Origin of the sequence: Nitratireductor sp. XY-223 (genome assembly GCF_004959855.1) — a bacterium.
In the GTDB taxonomy this organism is placed as follows: domain Bacteria; phylum Pseudomonadota; class Alphaproteobacteria; order Rhizobiales; family Rhizobiaceae; genus Hoeflea_A.
The window spans coordinates 83,981-103,749 of record NZ_SPNT01000006.1 but is presented as its reverse complement, the minus strand read 5'-3'; the positions used below and the strand labels follow the sequence as shown (position 1 = coordinate 103,749).

General features: G+C 62.1%; 18 protein-coding genes. 6 read left to right on the top strand and 12 right to left on the bottom strand.

All coding sequences use genetic code 11. The features are described 5' to 3' along the window. Positions 1-32 precede the first annotated feature (32 nt). Together E4M07_RS19645 and E4M07_RS19640 are read left to right on the top strand one after the other, a co-directional pair. Positions 33-1,280: an amino acid permease gene (locus E4M07_RS19645; protein ID WP_136660101.1), complete on the top strand. Its 1,248-nt coding sequence runs from the start codon at positions 33-35 to the stop codon at positions 1,278-1,280. Positions 1,281-1,312: 32 nt separating this feature from the next. Then, positions 1,313-2,296, top strand: a complete 984-nt coding sequence (locus tag E4M07_RS19640; protein ID WP_136660310.1) for a zinc-dependent alcohol dehydrogenase family protein — start codon at positions 1,313-1,315, stop codon at positions 2,294-2,296. A 17-nt stretch (positions 2,297-2,313) separates the two neighbouring features. On the opposite strand, the gene E4M07_RS19635 is transcribed toward E4M07_RS19640, so the two are convergent. Then, positions 2,314-2,961 carry a GH25 family lysozyme gene (locus E4M07_RS19635; protein ID WP_169054298.1) on the bottom strand — a complete coding sequence of 216 codons (648 nt, stop codon included), beginning with the start codon at positions 2,959-2,961 and terminating at the stop codon, positions 2,314-2,316. 227 nt (positions 2,962-3,188) lie between these two features. On the opposite strand from E4M07_RS19635, the gene E4M07_RS19630 reads away from it, so the two are divergent. Next, positions 3,189-4,139 (top strand): DnaJ C-terminal domain-containing protein, encoded by a 951-nt coding sequence (locus E4M07_RS19630; protein WP_136660099.1) that lies wholly within the window; start codon positions 3,189-3,191, stop codon positions 4,137-4,139. 3 nt (positions 4,140-4,142) lie between these two features. Continuing rightward, the gene (locus E4M07_RS19625) at positions 4,143-4,475 is read left to right on the top strand and encodes a chaperone modulator CbpM (protein WP_136660098.1); all 333 of its coding nucleotides are present in this window, start codon (positions 4,143-4,145) and stop codon (positions 4,473-4,475) included. Between the two features lie 54 nt (positions 4,476-4,529). On the opposite strand, the gene E4M07_RS19620 is transcribed toward E4M07_RS19625, so the two are convergent. Together E4M07_RS19620 and E4M07_RS19615 are read right to left on the bottom strand one after the other, a co-directional pair. Further along, entirely contained in the window at positions 4,530-5,660 is a 1,131-nt protein-coding gene (locus tag E4M07_RS19620) for a DUF3095 domain-containing protein (protein ID WP_136660097.1), read from the bottom strand. A gap of 208 nt (positions 5,661-5,868) precedes the next feature. Next, positions 5,869-6,348 (bottom strand): fasciclin domain-containing protein, encoded by a 480-nt coding sequence (locus E4M07_RS19615; protein WP_136660096.1) that lies wholly within the window; start codon positions 6,346-6,348, stop codon positions 5,869-5,871. A gap of 396 nt (positions 6,349-6,744) precedes the next feature. Here E4M07_RS19615 and E4M07_RS19610 point away from each other — a divergent pair, with 396 nt between their 5' ends. Further along, positions 6,745-8,763, top strand: coding sequence for a pentapeptide repeat-containing protein (locus tag E4M07_RS19610; protein ID WP_169054297.1), 2,019 nt, complete (start codon positions 6,745-6,747; stop codon positions 8,761-8,763). Between the two features lie 52 nt (positions 8,764-8,815). Here the strand turns inward: E4M07_RS19610 and E4M07_RS19605 are convergent, their stop codons facing one another. From E4M07_RS19605 to E4M07_RS19565, 9 genes are all read right to left on the bottom strand, one after another. After that, positions 8,816-9,271 carry a YHS domain-containing (seleno)protein gene (locus E4M07_RS19605; RefSeq protein WP_136660094.1) on the bottom strand — a complete coding sequence of 152 codons (456 nt, stop codon included), beginning with the start codon at positions 9,269-9,271 and terminating at the stop codon, positions 8,816-8,818. Positions 9,272-9,547: 276 nt separating this feature from the next. Next, on the bottom strand, positions 9,548-10,729 hold the full coding sequence (locus E4M07_RS19600; RefSeq protein ID WP_136660093.1) for a glycine betaine/L-proline ABC transporter ATP-binding protein: 1,182 nt from the start codon (positions 10,727-10,729) through the stop codon (positions 9,548-9,550). Positions 10,730-10,733: 4 nt separating this feature from the next. Then, on the bottom strand, positions 10,734-11,606 hold the full coding sequence (locus E4M07_RS19595) for an ABC transporter permease subunit (protein WP_136660092.1): 873 nt from the start codon (positions 11,604-11,606) through the stop codon (positions 10,734-10,736). Positions 11,607-11,836: 230 nt separating this feature from the next. After that, on the bottom strand, positions 11,837-12,847 hold the full coding sequence (locus E4M07_RS19590; protein ID WP_169054296.1) for an ABC transporter substrate-binding protein: 1,011 nt from the start codon (positions 12,845-12,847) through the stop codon (positions 11,837-11,839). A gap of 132 nt (positions 12,848-12,979) precedes the next feature. After that, the gene (locus tag E4M07_RS19585; protein ID WP_136660090.1) at positions 12,980-13,987 is read right to left on the bottom strand and encodes an Ldh family oxidoreductase; all 1,008 of its coding nucleotides are present in this window, start codon (positions 13,985-13,987) and stop codon (positions 12,980-12,982) included. A gap of 12 nt (positions 13,988-13,999) precedes the next feature. Further along, positions 14,000-14,623: a DUF3726 domain-containing protein gene (locus E4M07_RS19580; protein WP_136660089.1), complete on the bottom strand. Its 624-nt coding sequence runs from the start codon at positions 14,621-14,623 to the stop codon at positions 14,000-14,002. Continuing rightward, complete coding sequence (locus E4M07_RS19575; RefSeq protein ID WP_136660088.1) at positions 14,611-16,311, bottom strand: hypothetical protein; 1,701 nt, start codon at positions 16,309-16,311, stop codon at positions 14,611-14,613. Before E4M07_RS19575 ends, E4M07_RS19580 begins: the two co-directional genes overlap by 13 nt. Then, a complete protein-coding gene (locus E4M07_RS19570) occupies positions 16,308-17,300 on the bottom strand; it encodes a membrane dipeptidase (protein ID WP_136660087.1) in 993 nt (330 codons plus the stop codon). Before E4M07_RS19570 ends, E4M07_RS19575 begins: the two co-directional genes overlap by 4 nt. 4 nt (positions 17,301-17,304) lie before the next feature. Continuing rightward, positions 17,305-18,756, bottom strand: a complete 1,452-nt coding sequence (locus E4M07_RS19565) for an aldehyde dehydrogenase family protein (protein WP_136660086.1) — start codon at positions 18,754-18,756, stop codon at positions 17,305-17,307. A gap of 96 nt (positions 18,757-18,852) precedes the next feature. Between E4M07_RS19565 and E4M07_RS19560 the strand changes: the two genes are divergently transcribed. Beyond that, entirely contained in the window at positions 18,853-19,755 is a 903-nt protein-coding gene (locus E4M07_RS19560; protein WP_136660085.1) for a LysR family transcriptional regulator, read from the top strand. The last annotated feature ends 14 nt before the right edge of the window (positions 19,756-19,769 follow it).

Genomic DNA, 19,769 nt, shown 5'->3' with positions numbered 1-19,769 from the left:
AATGTTGCAACGGCCACCGGGAGCTTCGACGAATGGAACACACGACGGTTCCGACCGAAAACGGGCCGGAGAACGCGCTGAAGCGCACGCTCACCCTGCCCTATGTCGTCTTCTACGGTCTCGGCGTCACCGTCGGCGCCGGCATCTACGTGCTGATCGGCGAGGTGATCGGCCGCGCCGGCGAATTCGCGCCGCTGTCCTTCCTGATCGCTGGCTTCGTCATGCTGTTTCCGGCGGCCTGCTATGCCGAGCTGACCGGCCGGCTGCCGTTCGCCGCCGCCGAGGCGCATTTCGCCCTGGCCGGTTTCAACTCGAAGACGCTGTTCCTGATCGTCGGCCTCGCGGTCGCTTCCGTCGGCATCGTCTCGTCGGCGGCGATCGCCCACGGCGCGGTGGGCTACCTCAACCAGGTCCTCGACCTTCCACCGACCGTGCTCCTGGTGGGTGTGATCCTGTTGACGGGCCTTGTCTCAGGCTTCGGGGTGCGCGAATCCATCGGCCTCGCCGGCCTGCTGACGCTGATCGAGGTCAGCGGCCTCATCGCCATCATCGTCGGCGCCGCCGTCTCGGACGCCGATCTTGCCGGCCAGGCCGTCCGCATGGTTCCGCCGTCCTTCTCGTCCGTAATCTGGTTCGGCATTATCAGTTCCAGCCTGCTCGCCTTCTTCGCCTTTATCGGCTTCGAGGATATCCCGTCGATCGCCGAGGAGACCGTCAATCCGCAAAAGACCCTGTCGCGCGGCATCTTCATCACCCTTGCGATCAGCCTGACGCTGTATGTGCTGGTGGCCGTCGCCTCCCTCGCCTCGGTGTCCGTTGCAGAGATTTCCGCGACCGAGGCGCCGCTGGCACTGGTGTTCAGACAGACCACGGGCCTGTCGCCGCTGACCATCACCCTGATCGCCATCGTCGCGACTGTGAACGGCATCATCGTCCAGGTCCTGATGGCCGCCCGCATCCTCTACGGCCTTAGCAGCCGGGGCGCGCTGCCGCCGGTGTTGGCGAAGGTTCATCCGAGGACCCGCGCCCCGGTTGTCGCGACCGCCCTCGTCACGGTCATCGTGCTTGCACTGGCGCTGCTGTTTCCAATCACCCGCCTTGCGGAATGGACGTCGGCCATCACGCTTTCGATTTTCATCACGGTGTGCGCGGCGCTGATCCGCATCAAGCGGTCCGGCGTGGAAGCGCCCGCCGGCACCTTCATCATTCCCGCGTGGGTGCCCTATTGCGGCATCGTCGCCTGCGCGGCATTGTTGATCTCCGGATTGCTCGCCGGCTGAAAGGAGACCTGGCCGTCATGCCGCCGAAAACGATGAAGGCGATGATGCTCGATCGTCCCGGCACGGAGCTTCACCTGCGGGAGATCGCGGTTCCGGAACCGGGCCGGCACCAGGTGCTGATCGAGGTGCTTGCCTGCGGGGTGTGCCGGACCGACCTTCACGTCGTCGACGGCGATCTGACGGAGCCGAAACTGCCGATCATCCCCGGGCACGAAATTGTCGGGACCGTTGTCGCGACAGGCATGGACGTGACCGGGCTCGCGCCGGGCGCGCGCGTCGGCGTTCCCTGGCTCGGCCACACCTGCGGCGCCTGCCCCTACTGCCGCACGCAGCGCGAGAACCTTTGCGATGCGCCCGGTTTCACCGGCTACCAGATCGACGGCGGCTATGCCGACTATGCGGTTGCCGACGCCGACTATTGCTTTCCGCTCCCCGCGGACGGCGATGCCGCGAAACAGGCGCCGCTGATGTGCGCCGGCCTCATCGGCTACCGGTCCTACCGGATGGCGGGCGAGGCGAAGCGGCTGGGGATCTACGGCTTCGGCGCGGCCGCCCATATCCTCGCGCAACTCGCCGTCCACCAGGGCCGCGAGGTCCACGCCTTTACCCGTTCCGGCGATCGCATGGCGCAGGAATTCGCCGCCGAGCTCGGTTGCGTGTGGGCCGGCAGTTCCGAGGAGGAGCCGCCCGTTCCGCTGGACGCGGCGATCATTTTCGCGCCGGTCGGAAGTCTCGTGCCGGCGGCGCTGAAAGCCGTCGTCAAGGGCGGCACCGTGGTCTGCGCCGGCATCCACATGAGCGACATCCCGCAATTTCCCTATTCGATCCTTTGGGAGGAGCGCGTCGTGCGCTCCGTCGCCAACCTGACGCGCCGGGACGGCCATGAGTTTCTCGAACTGGCGGCAAAAGCCCCGATCGAGACCGAGATCCGCCGCTACCCGCTGGCGAATGCGAACCGGGCACTCGCCGACCTGCGTTCCGGCGCCATCACCGGCGCCGCTGTCCTCATACCTTGATGGACGCATGACCGGCGCTAGAGCCGGATGGTGTGAAGCTGGTCTTGCCCGCCATTGAAGATATCGAGATCGACCGCACCGTCGATACCGGCGACCTTGCCGCTCTGCGAATGCTGCCAGATCGTGTAGGCGCTCCAGTCCTGTGGCAGGCGCGGCGCGTCGACGCCGTATTCGGCCACCCAAAGCGGATAGTCCCCGAAGCCGCCGGGTGATCCGATTTGCGACCAGAAGCCGGCCGTCGTGTAGAGCAGCGGCTTTTTGCCTGTTGCGGTGGCAACGGTTTCCAGCCAGGCCTGCGCACCCGCCGCGATCTGTGCGGCGCCGGCATTGCCTGTCTGTTCGAGATCGAGCATCGGCAAAAGGTCGCCTGATCGCGGCTGCGCGATTTGCAGGAAATAGTCGGCCTGTGCCTTCCCGTCGGCTTGCGGATTGAAGAAATGATAGCCGCCGACCACGAGGCCGGCCTGCCGTGCCGGACCGGCGTTTTCGGTGAAATAGTCGGTATAGGCATAGTCTGACGCGCCTTCCGTCGCCTTGATCGCGACGAAGCTGATGCCCGCGTCCCTGACCTGCCCCCAGTCCACCGTGCCCTGATAGCGCGAGACGTCGATGCCGGATGCGGGCGCATCGGATCGGTCGTCACGCAATCGTTCCAGCAGGGACATGCCCGGCACCCCGTGTCGTTTCGCTTGCCCGATGAGTGTCGCACAATCGGAGCCGCGCCAAAACCTCGTGCCGCGCAACGCGCAAACGATTGAAAACGCGTGCCCAATACCCATCTGGACAAAAGGTCACGAACAAGACAGATTTGGCGGCGGCTCCCCTCCGGAGCCCGGATGTTCATCTCCATCCTGCGCCCTGCGCGCCGCCATGCCCGCAACGGAAAGCTCACATGGATTTCAAGGATTACTACCAGACGCTCGGCCTTGAACGCGACGCCACCCAGGACGACATCAAGCGCGCCTATCGCAAGATCGCGCGCAAGTACCATCCCGACGTCAACAAGGAGCCCGGCGCGGAGGACAGGTTCAAGGAGGCCGGCGAGGCCTACGAGGTCCTCAAGGACCCCGAGAAGCGTGCCGCCTACGACCAGCTCGGCGCCAACTGGAAGGCCGGTCAGGACTTCCAGGCACCGCCGGACTGGAACGAGGGTTTCGAGTTCTCCGGCGGCGGCTACACGGAGGCTGACGAGGCGGCGTTCAGCGACTTTTTCGAGTCCCTGTTCGGCCGCGCGAGACAATCCGGTGCGGGGGCGCGCAGCCGCCAGACGTTCCACGCACACGGGCAGGACCACTACGCCAGCATTACCATCGATCTGAAGGACGCCTATGAGGGCGCGACCCGGACGATTTCGCTGCGCGCCCCGGAGATGGACGCGGACGGCCATGTCACGGTCAAGGAACGGGCGATCCGGGTAAAGATCCCCAAGGGCGTGACGGAAGGCAAGCACATCCGCCTTGCCGGCCAGGGAACGCCGGGGGTGGGCCAGGGCCGGGCCGGCGACCTTTATCTCGAGATCCATTTCCCGGAGGACGGCCCCTACTCGGTCGAAGGCCGCGATGTCTTTTTCGACCTGCCGATCACGCCCTGGGAGGCGGCGCTTGGCGGCAAGGTGAAGGCACCGACGCCGAGAGGCAGTGTCGAACTGAAAATTCCGAAAAATGCCCGCGCCGGGCAGAAATTGCGGCTCAAGGGACGCGGCATTCCGGGAAAACCGGCGGGCGATCTCTACGCGGTGTTGCAGATTGCCGTCCCGCCGGCGACGACCGACGAGGACCGCGCGCTTTACGAGCAGATGGCGCGCCAGATGAATTTCGATCCGCGTGCAAGGCTGGGAGCTTAGGAGATGGCACACAAACCTGCGAATGCGATTGCCGGCGAAGTGATCGAAGCCCTCAGCCTCGGTGAACTGTGCCGGTCATGCGGTGTTCGCGCCGAATGGGTGGTTGAACTCGTGGAGGAAGGCATCATCGACCCCGAGGGACGCGCGCCCGCGGCCTGGCGTTTTTCCACTGTCAGCATCACGCGGGTCCGGACCGCCTGGCGCCTGCAGCACGATCTCGGGATCAACAAGGCCGGCATCGCCGTTGTGCTAAACCTGATGGACGAACGCGAGGAACTGCGCCAACGCGTGCGGCGCCTGGTACATGCGACGTCGAGACGGGAGTCCGACGGATAGAGGGCAGCGGATTGCTGCAGTCCGTGACCGGTCGCAGCGCGCGGATCCTTGCCCCTACGGCGCCTGGCGCAACTGCCGCGCCGCCGATGCGTAGCCGCCCCCCGACCCGTCGATGAAATGCATGTGGCCCCTGTCGAAAGCCGACGGCACGACACAGGTGATCAGCGCTTCGTCCTGGATTTCAAGACCGTACCTGATCGAACCTTCCTTCCTTGCCTTCTCCAGAACGCCTTTCAGCGCGCCGATGGCCTCGGGCGGGCAGTCCACCGTCATCATCAGGCCGTCGCTGAACTTGCGGAAGTCGGAATTGGCCGCGATATCGGCCCGGTACCGGTCGGGCAGGAAATCGCGCACCGGAAGCGCGGCCTTGAACAAAGCCCAGTAAAAAACGGTTTTGAAGAATGTCGACGTGGTCTTCCAGGCGCGCGGGCCGGGGCCCCTTCCGATCCGCGACTGCAATCCGATTGTCCCCGCCGGCCAGCGTATGTCCGGGCCGGCCTTCGGTACCGGATTGGCCGCCCTGGCATTCGCCAGCGCCACGATGATCCTTGCAATGGTCTTGTCGTAGCGCCGCGGGGCCGCACCGGGCGCCCGCTTGACGATCAGCGAGACGATCCTGCCCCTCGTGGCCATCACCGGCCCCCACTGGCACGACAGGCCCGTCAGGTCCGGATCGCCCGCCTCGGTGTTGCTGGCGAGCGCGGTTCGCCCTGCCTTCAGCGCCCTTTCCGCCCATTCCAGTCCGCCGCCATTGAACATCGAATAACGGACGTGATCGGAGGCCTGCCAGTAGGCTGCGCGCACATCGGCTCCCTGCTTTCTGATCGCGTCGACGCCGACCATGCCGACGCGCAGGTCAAGTCCGAGTTCGCGCTTCACCCATTGCCGCACCTGGACGAGCGCGTTTCCGGCCGTCCCGGCCTGGTCCGGAGAAACCGCGAAATGGGCGCCGTCCCCGCCAAAGACGAAAAGCGGCAACCGGCCGCCGAGGGCATTGGACACGGCACTGATGGTCGCCGCGCCGGCGAAATTCACCGATTTGTAACGGCCGGCGGCCAGTGCCGCCGTGGAATTCACCACGTCGGAGGTGCCGATCTTCCAGTCCGGCGGCAGGGGAACGTAGCGCGATCCGTCGGCGACCTGCTCAAATTGCGTCAGAACCGGATAGTCCGGAATACCTGTCATCGACACGATTCCTTCGGATCATCGGGATGGGTGGCCAGCGACCGCGGGTGTGCACCCGGGAGTGCTGTTTCCCGCCGGATTGTCAGGCGGCTGCGCCGGTGTTCAGCCAGGTTGGCCTCCACCGGCGAAGCGGCGGCGCCGCCCGGCGCCGTCGCGGCCGGGGCCGGTCAGACGCCGGCCCCGCATGTTCGTCGAGCGACGGTGCGTCCTACTTCGGCAAAACCACCTGGTCGATGACGTGGATCACGCCGTTCGAGGTCTCGATGTCCGGTGTAACGACATTCGCCGCATCCACCTTGACGCCATCCATGGCGTCGACGGTCAGTTCGCTGCCCTGGACGGTCTTCACGCCCATTTTCTTGCCGGCGATATCGCCGGACATCACCTTGCCGGGAATGACATGATAGGTCAGCACCGCAACGAGTTGATCCTTGTTTTCCGGCTTGAGAAGGTCTTCGACGGTGCCGGCCGGCAGTTTCGCGAAGGCTTCGTCAGTCGGCGCGAACACGGTGAAAGGTCCCTCGCCCTTGAGCGTTTCGACAAGGCCCGCCGCCTGCACGGCCGCGACGAGCGTGTTGAAGTTTCCGGCTGAAACGGCCGTGTCGACGATATCGGCGGCCTTGGCGGCAACGGTGCCAAGCGCCAGCGAAGCGACGGCAAATCCAGCGAGAAGGGTACGTCTGAACATTTAGTGTTCTCCTGTGAGAGTGGGGATGTGTGTTGCCGGCACCCGCTATTACGCAAGAGCCGCCCCGACGGATCAGAGGAGACGCATTTTTTTGATTTTCGGGAGATGTCCACATGCCGCAACAAACAGGAGTTGAATCGGATCTGTGTGGTAAAACTCATATTTGCCGGTGAAAAACGGCGCTAGTCTGCCTGTCAGAGGGCAATTATGGCCGATGAACCGACTGACCGGGCTGGAAACGCGGATGAACCGGAAACACCGGTCACTCCAGATCCGCCGGAGCGCGCCGCACAGCCCGATCCGAACGATTTCGAGGCGATCGAAGCGGCGCTGAACAGCGCGGCAGCACGGCTGCGCAACCTGTGGATCAGCTATCTTCTGCTTTCGACCTACCTGATGATCTCGGTCGGCTCGGTTACGCACCGCATGCTGTTTCTAGAGACGCCGATCCGACTGCCTGTTCTGAATGTCGACCTGCCGCTCAACGGCTTCTTTTTTGTCGCGCCGATCATATACGTGATCTTTCACTTCTATTTGCTGCTGCAGCTCAGCCTGCTGGCCCAACGGGCGCGGGACTACAATGAGGCGGTCTCCGGCTTCGGTTTCAGCAGCGAAGACGAGAACCGCCTTCGGCAACGCCTCGATTCCGCGGTTATCCTGCAGTTCATCGCCGGGCCGCAGCAGGAGAACCATCGCCGCCTTTCGGCCATGCTGGCGCTGATCGCCTGGGTCACGATGGCCGTGGTTCCGGTGCTGCTGCTGGTCTTCATGCAGCTCCAGTACCTGCCCTACCATCATCCCTGGATTACCTGGCTGCACCGTATCTGCGTGATCGTCGATCTGGTCATTTTATGGGCCTACTGGGGCGGGATCAGCGGCGGCAAACCCATCGTCCCGGGCTGGACGCTCTTTGGAAGGTACCTGACCGTCACCGGCACCGTGTTGGTGTTCCTGTTCGTCTTTGTCGCCGCCTATCCGGGGGAGGCGCACTATTACCTTGTAAGATCGGCCGCGTTCTTGCCGACCATCGATTCACGCCTCGATGGCACAGGCAACCCGGTTTTGACACTGGACCACCCATTCACCTCGCCGACCGAGCTGATGTTCGAAGGCGATGTCGATGACGTGGAAGGCGACACCGCGGGCTGGTTTGCCAATCGCCTCATCGTGCCCGACCAGGATTTTGTCGACGACAAGGTGCTGGTGAGCATCCGGGAGCGCGAGAAGAAAAACGGCATCGAGCCGAAGCCGGGTGAATTTGAGACCATCAATTCCTTCCGCGGGCGGGATTTGCGCGGCGCGATCCTCGACCGGACGGATTTGCGGCGGTCGGATTTCACGGCGGCAATTCTGTCCGAAGCATCGGTAGAGGGCGCACGACTCGATCATTCACGCTTCGAATGTGCGGACACAAGGCGACCTCCGGGCGAGGATTTCCGGTCAAACGAACAGATCAAAAACGACAAGGTCTGCGCCGATCTCACGGGCACCAAACTCGATCACGCCAGCCTGCAGGGTGCAGCGTTTGCCGAAGCCCGGCTTCAGGGTGCGAACTTTGAAAATGCGAGCCTCCAGGGAGCTGTACTGAACAGCGCCAGCCTGCAAGGCGCCTCGTTTGCGTTCGCCAGGCTTCACGGCGCATCGCTGCTTCGCGCCAGCCTGCAGGGTGCGACGCTCGATGGCGCCAGCCTTGAGGGCTCGACCTTCAATTTTGCCAAACTGCACGGTGCAACACTCAACAACTCAAGCCTGCGGGGCGCGTTGCTCGATGGCGCGCAGCTTCAGGGTGCGTCCCTCATATCGGCCGGACTCGACGGTGCGTCACTCAATAGCGCCAAGCTTCAGGGCGCTGCAATAAACGGTGTTACTTTTAGGGGCGCAGCGCTTTCCAGCGCGTTTGTATGGCGAGCCTATGGAAGACTGAATAGCGACGGCTTGGTAGGCATTTGGATCGATGAACCGCAGTTGTTGCCGATATCGAATGAAGAATTCGAAAAACTGAAAGAGATCGCACTGCAGGGTGTCGAAGGTGAAAACACAAAGCGCAAAATAAGCGACGCCCTGAACCGGTTGAAAGCCTCGCGGATCCAGGTTGACAGGATGTCGTTGGAGGAATTCTGGAACGAGCGCGATATGAAATCGGATGAGGAGGAATCCGTCCTGGAAGAATTGCATCGGCGACGACTGGCCGAACTTCTAGTCGCACTGGCATGCAGCGATGATGGCGAGAACGCCCCCCATGTCGCCCAGGGATTGGTCAGGTACTACCGCCTGGAGGCCCTTGGCTCGCCTCACCTTGCAGGCGTGGCCAAGCGGTTTCTCGACGCTGCCGAGGGTAAGAACGAGGACTGCCGCGGCGTGATGGGGCTGAATGCCGAATCGATCGCCCTTCTGCGCAAGTGGGCGGGGGAATGATCGCGGACAAAGCTTCTATCGGCTGGCTCTTCACCCTGACTTCGAAATCCCGCTATTTCGTTTTCAGGACCGCGGGCCAGTTGCGGTTCGCCCTCGTGATAAACCCGTTGATGTCCCGGTTCCATTTGCCCTGCACCGAGCGGTTGTAGTTCAGGTAAAGCTTGCCGTTGACGATGCGCCAGACCTGCGGATCGCCGCGAACGGCATAGCCCCGCGCGGTCCCCCACGCGCAGTGGCCGCCATATTGGGGAACAAATTTTCTCGGATTTGCGTCGAAGGCCGACTTGTTCTCGGCGCTGGAAAACCGCCAGACAACGCCTTTATACGTCGATGCGAATTTCGGGTTGCCGGCGACGGGTTTTCCCGAAACGAAGTAGGAAACGGCGTCAAAGCCCTCAAGCGCGAGCGTGCTGCCGCCCCGGGTGAATATTTCCTGTGCCGAAGTAATTGCCGGCTGCAACACCAGGAGCAAAAGAACCGCGATAACGCCATGCGCCCGCTGCAACATTGCATTCCTCCACTGCTTCCCGTCCGGCCTCTGTCTTGGGCGGTATTCTGCATGTGCCCCTTGCACCAGCCCGAACACATTGCGGGCGATTATGCCCGCAATGCCCCCGCTCCAGGGAACAAATTGTCGTCAAAACTTCGTTAGCGGTGGGGGGACCGGCTTTCCGACTTGCGCATCTCGAACAGCAGACCGCGCGTTTAAACACGCCTCACCCGCAGTTTCGTTTTCAGATCGGTCCGGCAAATAATCTGTTTTAGGTCCATCGCCTTCGCAGCTTCAACGAACCGCATCGCGCGCAAGTGCATGCAGCACACGCTGCCGCGTGACAACGCCTAAGGGCACATCCGAGCCGTTGGTGATGACCAGCGGATTTTGCGTTCCCGCGAGAAGCGAAAAGCCGTCTTCCAGCACCATGCCTCTGTCAATACAGACGGCCGCCGGCATGACGGTCTTGTCGCGAAACAGATCGTCAAGCTTGTGACGATCGCCGCGCCCGACCACGTGGCACGGCTTGCCGTCGTCGGTCAGGATGATTGCCTCATTGTCGTCCAGCAACGCATCGCAATTTGCGGCATTGGCATCGCTGAGCGGCATCAGGCCCGCCTTTTCGGCAAGCGAACCCACGGTCACAACGCGCGCGCGATTTACGTCGTTGACGAAGCGCGCGACATACTCGTCGGCCGGATTGATCAGAATGTCCGGGCCGGTTCCGGCCTGGCGCAGCTCGCCATCCTTCAAAATGGCGATGTGATCGCCGAGCCGCAGCGCCTCGTCGAGATCGTGAGTGATGAAAACGATCGTCTTGTGAAGCCTTGCCTGCAGCTCCTTGAGCTGGGCCTGCATGTCGTTGCGGATAAGCGGATCGAGCGCGCTGAAGGCTTCGTCCATGAGCAGGATTTCGGCGTCGGTGGCCAGCGCCCTTGCAAGCCCGACGCGCTGCTGCATACCGCCCGACAGCTGCTTTGGATAACGGTGCTCAAATCCGTCGAGCCCCACCAGCTCGATCTGCCGCATGCCTTGCTCCCGTGCCTCGGATCGGCTCATTCCCGCGATGGTCAGCCCGCAGATGACATTGTCCAGCACCGTCTTGTGGGGCAACAGCGCGAAGCGTTGAAACACCATGGAGATCTTGTTGCGCCGGAAATCGCGCAACTCGACCTCGCTCATTTTCAGAACATCGACACCGTCGACCAGGATGCGCCCGGCAGTCGGCTCGATAAGCCGGTTGAAGTGCCGGATGAGCGTCGATTTGCCTGATCCCGAAAGCCCCATGATGACGAAGGTCTCACCGGCACGTATGTCGAGGCTGACATCGCGTATGCCGACAACGTGGCTCGTCTTCTCGAGAATCTCGGACTTGCTCGCGCCGGCCCTGACGGTGTCCATGACCGATGCCGGATTGTCGCCGAACACCTTGTAGACATTCTCCACACGGATTTTCATCTCATTGCCGGTCATGACGTCAGTCACCGATATGCAGATGCTGCTGCATGCGGCGTCCGTAGGCCTGCGCGATGCGGTCGAAGATGATGGCGAGGAAGACGATGGCAAGTCCGGCCAGTAGTCCGCGGCTGACCTCAAGTCTCTGTATGCCCTGCAATACCTGGTATCCGAGACCGCCCGCACCGATCATCGACGCGATCACGACCATCGACAGCGCCATCATCGTGGTCTGGTTGATCCCGGCCATGATGGTTGGAAGCGCCAGCGGGATCTGGGCGATGAACAAACGTTGTCTCGAGGTTGCCCCAAAGGAGGTCATGGCCTCCGTCACTTCGGCATCCACCTGCCGGATTCCCAGATTGGTCAGCCGGATGACCGGTGGAATTGCGAAAACGATCGTGGCGAGAAGAGCCGGGATTTTACCGGGCCCGAAGAGCATGACGAACGGAATGAGATACACAAAGATCGGCATGGTCTGCATGATGTCGAGAACCGGCAGCGTGACCGACTGCATCGGGTTTGACCGGGACATTGCAATGCCGATGGGAATGCCCAGAAGAACGGCCAGGATCGTCGCCGTCAGCATCAGCGCGATGGTTGCCATGGCGGCGTCCCAGATTCCGATGACGCCGATCAGGAACATCATAACAGCCGTTCCGACGGTGGCGCTCAGGTTTCGCACCATCACATAGGTCAGTCCGGTAAGAACCAGGAGAACCACATACCAGGGCAGCCACTGCAAAAACTGCTCCATGGCCGTCAGCACGCGCAGCACAGGCAGGAAAGCGATCTCGAGTGCCTCGCCATAGTTCGCGACGATAAGATTGAAGCTGTCGTCGATCGCGATCCGCAGGGCGCGCGTGTCGATCAGTTCCGGAAAATCTGCTGTCATGGTCTGCCACTCCAGTCCCAGGGCGCGTTCCGTCCCCGGGACTTGATCGGTTTTTCAGCTCAATCCGCCAGTGTCCTGAATCTGAAGTTCGTCACACTAAGCTGCATCTTCTGAACGAACTTCAGATTCAACCAGGACACTAACAACATTATGATTCTAGTGTGGCTTACGGATTTGAAGTTCCCCACTGAGAGCGCTGCAAACGATGAGGGAACTTCAAATCCACCACACTAGAGCGACGACTTCACGGATGCGGCGACGTCCTCGGGCACCCACTGCGTCCAGATGGACTCGTAGTTGACCAGAAAATACTCGGCCACCTCTTCAGGTGAGGCCTTGTTGTCGTCGCCCCAGGCAAGAACCGCGCTGATCTCGGCGTTGGGGACCTGCATCTTGGAAAGGAATTCCGCAACGTTGGGTGCCTGTTCCTTGAGCTCGCTGACAGCGGCAATCGCCACCTCGCCGACGGCCCACCCGGTGACTTGCGGATTTTCGCAGTTCTTGTCGGTCAGGCAGGTAAATTTCTCGGCGTCGTATTCGGGCATGCCGAGGCGCACCAGGTTGTACTTGCCGATAACGTCCGTCGGTCCCCAGTAGTAGCCGACAATCGGCTTTTTACGCGTGACCTGACGGGCAAAGGACGCCTTGAGGTTCGCGCCCGACCCCGGCGAGAACAGCTCGAAGGTTTCCTCCAATTCGAGTGCCTTGTAGAGGTTGTTCGTTATGATCTCGCAGCCCCAGCCCGGAGGGCACCCGTAGAGCCTTCCCCTGTCCGGGTCGGAGATATCGGCAAAAACCTCCCAGTTGTCCTTCAGATCCGAAATGGTTTTGATCTGCGGGTGTTCCTTGGCGACGTAGTCCGGGATCCACCAGCCCTCTTCGCCGCCTCCGGCGAAAATGTCATTGGCCTTGTAAACGTTTCCCTTTTCCTGCATCTGGTCCCAGATGGACTGTGCCGTCGAAACCCAGAGCTCCGGCGCGATATCCGGTTCGCCCTTGCTCAGCATGGATGTTGCGGTCGGCACGGTATCGCCCGGCACCAGCTCGGCGTTGCAGCCATATCCCTCGACCAGAATCCTCTGGGTGATATAGGCGAGCGAACTTGCCGAAAGCCAGGTCATCTCCGCGATGGTGATTTGGTCCTCTGTGCCACAATCCGTTGCGGATGCTGTTGCCGGCGCGCCAAGCGATATTGTCGCCGCCGCAGCCATACCGACAATCAGTGAAGTCAGTTTGGTCATCAGTTTCCTCCCATTGGCGGAACACGAAAAAGTGCTCCAGCCGGCTGTCATCATCAGCCATGTGAAAGAATGTGCCGATTGCCGATTTCAGGCAAATCGAAACATTTTAGGTAGATTTCAAAAAAACTGAAGCTAGCGGACAAATCCGCGAATGCGACCGATCAATGCTGCGTCGACACGGATGCCCTGCTCCTTCAACCGCCGGCTGTTTTCCTTGCGGCGCGCGCCGGGCACGCGGGAGCCGCGCTGTCCTTCAATCTGTTCAACCAGTGCGGCGATGCGCTGATAGAACACCGCGCCGGAAAACGCGGCAGGATCGATCGCAATCAGGCACTGACCGGTCCTTGGCGGGCCGCCGGCGGTGCCTGAAAACGGGCTGGCATCGACGCTGGACACCGCACCGGACAGGCAAGAGGCCAGAATTTCGACGAGTAGACCGACGCCAAACCCCTTATGGCCGCCTGCCGGCAGCATCGAACCCTTGAGCGCCAGTTGTGCATCTGTCGTCGGCCGCCCCTCGGTATCGAGGGCCCAGTCGGGTTCAATCGGCTCACCCGCCTTGGCGCGCAGCATGATTTCCGATTTCGCGATCACGCTCGCCGACTGGTCGATAACAAGAGTGGCTTCGCCCTTGCCGTCGGGCACGGCCAGCGCGAACGGATTGGTCCCGACGACCGGCCGGCTTCCACCTGACGGAGCGATGGAAGCGGGAGCATGGGTAAAGCACAGACCTACGAGACCGTCTTCCGCCAGACGCTCCGCGTGGTGCCCGAGGACACCGCAATTGTAGGAATTGTAGACGGTCATGGCGGCGATACCGTTGGCATGCGCGGCCTCACGCAACGGCAGCCATCCGGCATCGATGGCGGGGTGGGCAAATCCGCACCCGGCGTCAACGCAAACGGCGCCGGGTCGCGGCTGCACCACTGCCGGAACCGCATCGCCCGCAACCTTTCCGCATTGGACGTGTTCCGCATAGATCGGCACATACAACAGACCGTGGCTGCGAATGCCATCGCGCTCCGCAAGCGCGGTTGAACGCGCTACGGAGGCAGCATTGACCGAGCTGGCACCGGCACCTTCAAGTGCGCTTTGCGCAAGCGATTGTACCTCGTCCAGGCCCAGCACCGGATCAGCCATTCGCAACTCCCGTCAATCGTTGTCTGTCAGGTTGGCACCCGCACCCATGATGCGTGACTGCTCCGATGCCGGCACATGGGTTCGTGCCGCTAGCTTCTTGCATGCGGCCCACGCAGCGGCGCCGACCTCCGCACCATCGATATGTTCATCGCCTTCGACCGAAACCGGGCGGCCCCCAAGAAACAGGGTCATTGCCGTTGCCTGCTCGATTCGCTCGAAATCGCATTCGGCAATGTTCTCCGCGACGCCCCCGACCTCCGCAATCACCGCCAGACCGGTTTCCCGGGCCCGGGCGCCTGCCAGTCCGGCAATCAGCATCGGTGCGTCGACCGTCTCGAACCGGACCTGTTGGATATCCCGTCCCGAAAGCAGAAGATCGAGAGCCGCCAGACCCGCCATTGCGGGTTGCCCTGGACCGAACACAGCGGCCGCGCCCTCAAATCTCGGAGTGACGGGGCTTTCATGCCCGGCGCTCATGGCCGCAAGAACGGAGCCGGCGCCATCTTGTCCCCGTGCGCAAAGCCATACGCCCGCCCTGCCGATTTCCTCGGCAACGCCGTGGGAATAGCCCGACGCGATCGCTGTCTTTCGCAGCGTCGTGAAAATCTCGTTCAATGATCGCTTTACTGTCGACATGTCAGCACCGGGAGCCACCAATCGTCAGCGTTTTCATCCGCGATCTCGTCGAATAGCGGTGCGCCCTGATACAGCGTTATGCGCGTCCACCGGTCGGATTTCGGGTCGAATTTCGAAGCGCCGAAGAACGACAGCTTGCATCTGAGCATGTCGATCGGCAGGCAGTCCCGCCCCAGAAGATTGTCGCGTATTTCAGCGTAAGGCAGTTGCGCGACGCCCTGAACCCTTCGCACCGCGTGACGGTGTTGCGGATGCTTGATCAAAAACTCCGCAACGCAGAGGTCCCTGTCGGCGCTGCCGATGTCGCGCGCCATGTGCTGAACCTGCCGCCCAATATCCAGCGGTATTTCCAGTTCGGCCCCCGCCTCCTCATAACGATTGCCAAGCCGGGGCTCGAGCTTTTCCTCCGAGACATACCAGAAGAGATGGGTCTCGGACCGGTCCGAAAAATCGATATCCAATGCCCAGCCGAAATGGGTTCGGCACAAGGCGAGCAAGGCGTCGACCGACATGGAGCTGTCCAGGGCCGGCTCGCTGGCGATCATCATGTTGTCCGCAAGGTCGTCCACGAGATTGCCGTGGCATTCAAGCAGCAACGCAACGACCAGTTCCTGGCATTCCGCCGAGCGATCGGCCGCCAGGTCGAAGAGCCGTTGCCACGGAAGGGGCGATGACAACCAGTCGGCGGTTGCGACGACCCGCAGTTCACGCCATTCGCGACGCACGGTTTCTATCCGTGCCATCTGGCGATGGTCGTCCACGGACCATTGACCGAGATGCCGTTCGGCCCGGTCCATCAACTCCGTCGCCCGGGCAATGACGTCCGGTTCCGACATCGGAGCGGCACGAACCCGCGCAAGCGCCGTTTCCCTGCCCTCGACCCAGTTGTTGAACAGGGCGGGATGGGTAACGAGAAACGGCGCCATGCCCAGGCCCGTTGCGTTGCCGATGCCCAGGTGACGTCTCAGCCGCCGCTCAAGGGGCACGAACGTTTCCGGCGCCCGGCACCGGGCGATATGTTCCACCAGATCGTGCGAAAATCCCCGGATCATCCATACGGTCAGCATTTCCGCCTGGAACGATCCGCCAATCAATCCGCGGTCCGCTAGGCGGGTCCGGTCGGCGATTCCGAACTTGCCGTTGCCGTAAACCGCGGTCGTGCGCATCAGATATCCGACAGAGCCGACCAGGGTCTCATCCGGCTGCTGACCCCGGGCAAGCCGCTCGACCACATGGTCGAAAAAACGCACCGATTTGTTGGCGCGGCTCAGGACCAGTTCGGTCGCCTCGAACCGTCCCGCCTCCTGCCGCGGCGCATTGGCCTCGAGCCGGTCCAGATCGGCTGCCGTCGGCTCCCCGTCGAAAAGCGCAAAGCTCGTGTCCCAGGCTTCGGCGATGACCCGATCCGTTCGCTGCTCGGCCGACAGGCGGTTGGAGAAGGCCGCAAGGCTGTAACGGTGCCCGTCCACATCGATGCTGTAGACGGCCCGGCCGTAACCCTCGTCATCGATTTCCCAGACCGGGCGGCTGACACGCGCACGATCGCGGTTGAGCCGCCTGATCAGCGTGCGCATGAAGCTCAGCCGCGTGGGATAGAACGCGCCGAGACGCGACAGGCGCATGACTTCGTCCGGTGCGCGCAGCGGCACCGGTGAAACCTCTGCCTTGGCGCTCCGGCGATCGCTCATTGTCCCTCGGCTCCGAAGGATTCGTCATAAAAACGCAGCCAGTTGCCGCCCATGATCGCGGCGACATCCTCTTCCGAAAATCCGACTTTGCGCAGGCCCCCGGATATGTTGCCGAAATCGCGGTTGTTCCTGAACCAGGACGGCTGTCCGGGAAAGCCGGGCGCCGCACTGGATCCTTCGCCGAAATCGAGCTGCTTTGTCCAGCGCCCGTTGCGCATCCAGGTTACAACGCTGTCCGGCTGGTCCTGGCACAGATCCGATCCGATCCCGATATGGCCCACGCCGTAGCGTTCCGCCGCCCCGGCAATCATTGCGCAATAGCTCTCAAGCGTGCAGCCGGACCCGTTTTGGAGGTGATGCGGATACATTGAAAAGCCCAGCATGCCGCCGCTTTCCGCCAAGGCCCGTAAGACCGTGTCGGATTTGTTGCGCATGGCCGGGTGCCACCAGTCCGGGTTGGCATGGGTAATCGCGATCGGCCGCCGGGAAAGCTCCATCGCTTCCAGCGTCGACCGCTCCGCCGAATGACTCATGTCGACAACCATGCCGACCCGGTTCATCTCGGCGATCACCTGCCGGCCGAAACGGGTAATACCCGTATCTTCGTTTTCATAGCAGCCGGTCGCCAGCAGCGACTGGTTGTTGTAGGTGAGCTGCATGAACCGAACACCGAGGGTGTGGCAGATTTCCACCAGCCCGAGATCGTCTTCGATCGGGGACGGGTTCTGAAAACCGAAAAAAATGGCGGTGCGGCCCTCACGCATGGCACGCCGGACATCGTCTCCGCTGCGCCCGGCGAAAATCAGATCCGGATAACGCTCGAAATTTGCATTCCAGTTTTCGATGTTCAGCACCATTTCCCGGAAGCACTCGTGGTAGGCGATCGTCACATGAACAGCATGGACGCCGCCGTCACGCATCTGGCGGAAGATCGGCTCCGACCAATTGGCATATTGCAGACAATCGACAAGGGGTTGGGTGGTGGCCATTTCGCTACTCCGGCTCGCCGGCTCGAATATAGGCCGTCTTGACTTGCGTATAAAACTCGGCGGCGGCCCTGCCCTGCTCGCGCGGACCGGAACTGGAATTCTTTCGGCCGCCGAACGGCACATGATAATCGGTGCCGGCGGTCGGCAGGTTCACGGTCACACAGCCGGTCTCGACATTCCTGCGAAAATGCGTGGCGCGGGCGAGCGAGCGGGTGAAAATTCCGGCGACAAGACCGAATTCGGTGTCGTTTGCGATGGTCAGCCCTTCGTCATAGGAACCGATCTTCTGCACGGCGGCCACCGGCGCGAACAGCTCCTCGCGGTTGAAATCCATGTCGTTGGTCGTGCCGGTCAGGAGGGCCGGTGCCATGTAAAAGCCCTGGTGCGCGCGCTCCAGCCTGTTGCCGCCAGTGACGCATTCCGCCCCCGCCTGCCTTGCCCGCACGATCCAGTCCAGGTTCGACTGCAATTGCTCCTCGCTGACAACCGGCCCGATCTGCGTGCCTTCATTGAGCGCGTGACCGACCTTCAACGCGGCAACGGCCGAAGACAGCTTTTCAACAAAAACATCATGGACGGCATCGTGGACGAGCAGCCGCGACGACGCGGTGCACTTCTGTCCTGTTCCCGAATAGGCGCCCGCAACCGCTGCCGCGACGGCAAGATCGATATCCGCGTCCTCCATGACCAGCAATGCGTTCTTGGAACCGAGTTCGAGCTGATACTTGGTCAAGTTCGCGGATGCGGCAATGGCAACCTGCCGGCCAACCGGATAGGAGCCCGTGAACGTCACCGCATCGACACCCGGATGGGAGGCAAGCCCGTTGCCGATTGCTGAGCCCGGGCCCATCAGCAACTGAAATGCGCCGACAGGCAGACCCGCCCGCGAAATGATCTCCGCGAGCGCGCAGGCCGAGGCCGGGGTCTGGTTCGCCGGTTTCCAGATTACACTATTTCCGAACGCAAGCGCGGGCGCGATCTTCCAGCTCGCCGTCGCCGTCGGGAAATTCCATGGCGATATGACGGCAACAACGCCCATCGGCTCGCGGCGCATATCGATTTCGATGCCGGGGCGCACGGAATCCGCGTTTTCGCCGATCTGGCGCAGTACCTCTGCACCGTAGTAGGCAAAGAACTGCCCGGCCCGGTAGACCTCGCCCTTGCCCTCGGCCAGCGGCTTGCCCTCCTCGCGGCTGAGCAATTGTCCAAGCTCCTCGGAGCGGTCCATCAGCTCACGGCCAATTTGGTCGAGTATCGCCTGGCGCCGCTCCAGGCCGACCTGCCTCCAGCCAGGCAGTGCCTCGCGCGCCGACTGCACGGCGACGTCAAGCTGAGCGGCATCCGCCTGCGCGTAGAGGCCGATCAGGTCGGAGACATCGGACGGATTGCGGTTTTCGACCGACGCCGTTCCTTCTTCCCAATGTCCCGCAATCAGGTTTTTGTGCAGCTCAGCCATGACGCCTCCTTCAGACAGACAAGTTCCCCGAAGCCGTCACTTCAATCAAATGGATATTTCTGTTATTTATTTCAGAAATTTTGAAATGGGCTGGATATGATCAAACTGGAAGCGATGCGGGTCTTCGTCACCGTTGCGGAACTGGGCAACATCAAGGATGCATCGGATCAGCTCGGCCGCACCGGATCCGCCATCTCGATGACGCTCAAGCAGATCGAGGAGGAATTGGGCGGGCCGCTTTTCGAATCGGACAGAAAAAACGCCCTTACGGCGCTCGGCCAGTTCGTTCTGGACACGGGCCGCGACCAGATACGCGGCTACGACCGGGCGCTGTCGATGATCCACGACTATGCGCAAAGCCGCATCGGCGGCATGACCCTGGCTTCGGTTCCGTCCGTCGTCGCCAATCTGATACCGCCGCTTCTTCACCGGTTCATCGCGGACCGTCCCGGCATTGAAATCGAATTGGTCGACACCGACAGCCGCGCCGTGCACGCGGCAGTGGAGAGCGGCGCGGCCGACCTTGGAATAGCCGGAACGCCTCCCAACGACCGCCTCGTCTCCTTTCAGCCTCTTTTCCAGGACCGGTTTCGGCTGATCTGCAATTCGGACAGCCGGTTTTCGCAAGAGGACGGACCGGTGGACTGGTCGGACCTCAGTGACCAGATGCTGATACTGAACGGCGCCGTGACCATTGACGACGCGCCGGAATATGAAAAGCTGGCGCAAAAAACATCGGTGACGGTCAGAAACGTCACCTCGCTGATCGCACTGGTCAGGGAGGGTCTCGGCGTGACGCTGCTTCCCGCGCTCAGCACGATCGATCTGCCGCAAGGGGTCATCGCCGTGGATCTCGCAGACACAAAGATGCAGCGGCAGGTCGGCTTTGTCACACGACGAAACACGGCGCAGAATCCGGCGGCCGCCGCGTTCAGCGATTTCGTTCGGGGTGAGCTTCCGTCAATGATCGAGAGATTCGGTCTTGAACCGGCGGCCTAATGGGCACAACGCTC

Bases quoted from the DNA above. Each gene is read 5' to 3' on its own strand.
- E4M07_RS19645 (WP_136660101.1), top strand. From the start codon at position 33: ATGGAACACACGACGGTTCCGACCGAAAACGGGCCGGAGAACGCGCTG.
- E4M07_RS19640 (WP_136660310.1), top strand. From the start codon at position 1,313: ATGAAGGCGATGATGCTCGATCGTCCCGGCACGGAGCTTCACCTGCGG.
- E4M07_RS19635 (WP_169054298.1), bottom strand. From the start codon at position 2,961: ATGTCCCTGCTGGAACGATTGCGTGACGACCGATCCGATGCGCCCGCA.
- E4M07_RS19630 (WP_136660099.1), top strand. From the start codon at position 3,189: ATGGATTTCAAGGATTACTACCAGACGCTCGGCCTTGAACGCGACGCC.
- E4M07_RS19625 (WP_136660098.1), top strand. From the start codon at position 4,143: ATGGCACACAAACCTGCGAATGCGATTGCCGGCGAAGTGATCGAAGCC.
- E4M07_RS19620 (WP_136660097.1), bottom strand. From the start codon at position 5,660: ATGACAGGTATTCCGGACTATCCGGTTCTGACGCAATTTGAGCAGGTC.
- E4M07_RS19615 (WP_136660096.1), bottom strand. From the start codon at position 6,348: ATGTTCAGACGTACCCTTCTCGCTGGATTTGCCGTCGCTTCGCTGGCG.
- E4M07_RS19610 (WP_169054297.1), top strand. From the start codon at position 6,745: ATGATCTCGGTCGGCTCGGTTACGCACCGCATGCTGTTTCTAGAGACG.
- E4M07_RS19605 (WP_136660094.1), bottom strand. From the start codon at position 9,271: ATGTTGCAGCGGGCGCATGGCGTTATCGCGGTTCTTTTGCTCCTGGTG.
- E4M07_RS19600 (WP_136660093.1), bottom strand. From the start codon at position 10,729: ATGACCGGCAATGAGATGAAAATCCGTGTGGAGAATGTCTACAAGGTG.
- E4M07_RS19595 (WP_136660092.1), bottom strand. From the start codon at position 11,606: ATGACAGCAGATTTTCCGGAACTGATCGACACGCGCGCCCTGCGGATC.
- E4M07_RS19590 (WP_169054296.1), bottom strand. From the start codon at position 12,847: ATGACCAAACTGACTTCACTGATTGTCGGTATGGCTGCGGCGGCGACA.
- E4M07_RS19585 (WP_136660090.1), bottom strand. From the start codon at position 13,987: ATGGCTGATCCGGTGCTGGGCCTGGACGAGGTACAATCGCTTGCGCAA.
- E4M07_RS19580 (WP_136660089.1), bottom strand. From the start codon at position 14,623: ATGTCGACAGTAAAGCGATCATTGAACGAGATTTTCACGACGCTGCGA.
- E4M07_RS19575 (WP_136660088.1), bottom strand. From the start codon at position 16,311: ATGAGCGATCGCCGGAGCGCCAAGGCAGAGGTTTCACCGGTGCCGCTG.
- E4M07_RS19570 (WP_136660087.1), bottom strand. From the start codon at position 17,300: ATGGCCACCACCCAACCCCTTGTCGATTGTCTGCAATATGCCAATTGG.
- E4M07_RS19565 (WP_136660086.1), bottom strand. From the start codon at position 18,756: ATGGCTGAGCTGCACAAAAACCTGATTGCGGGACATTGGGAAGAAGGA.
- E4M07_RS19560 (WP_136660085.1), top strand. From the start codon at position 18,853: ATGATCAAACTGGAAGCGATGCGGGTCTTCGTCACCGTTGCGGAACTG.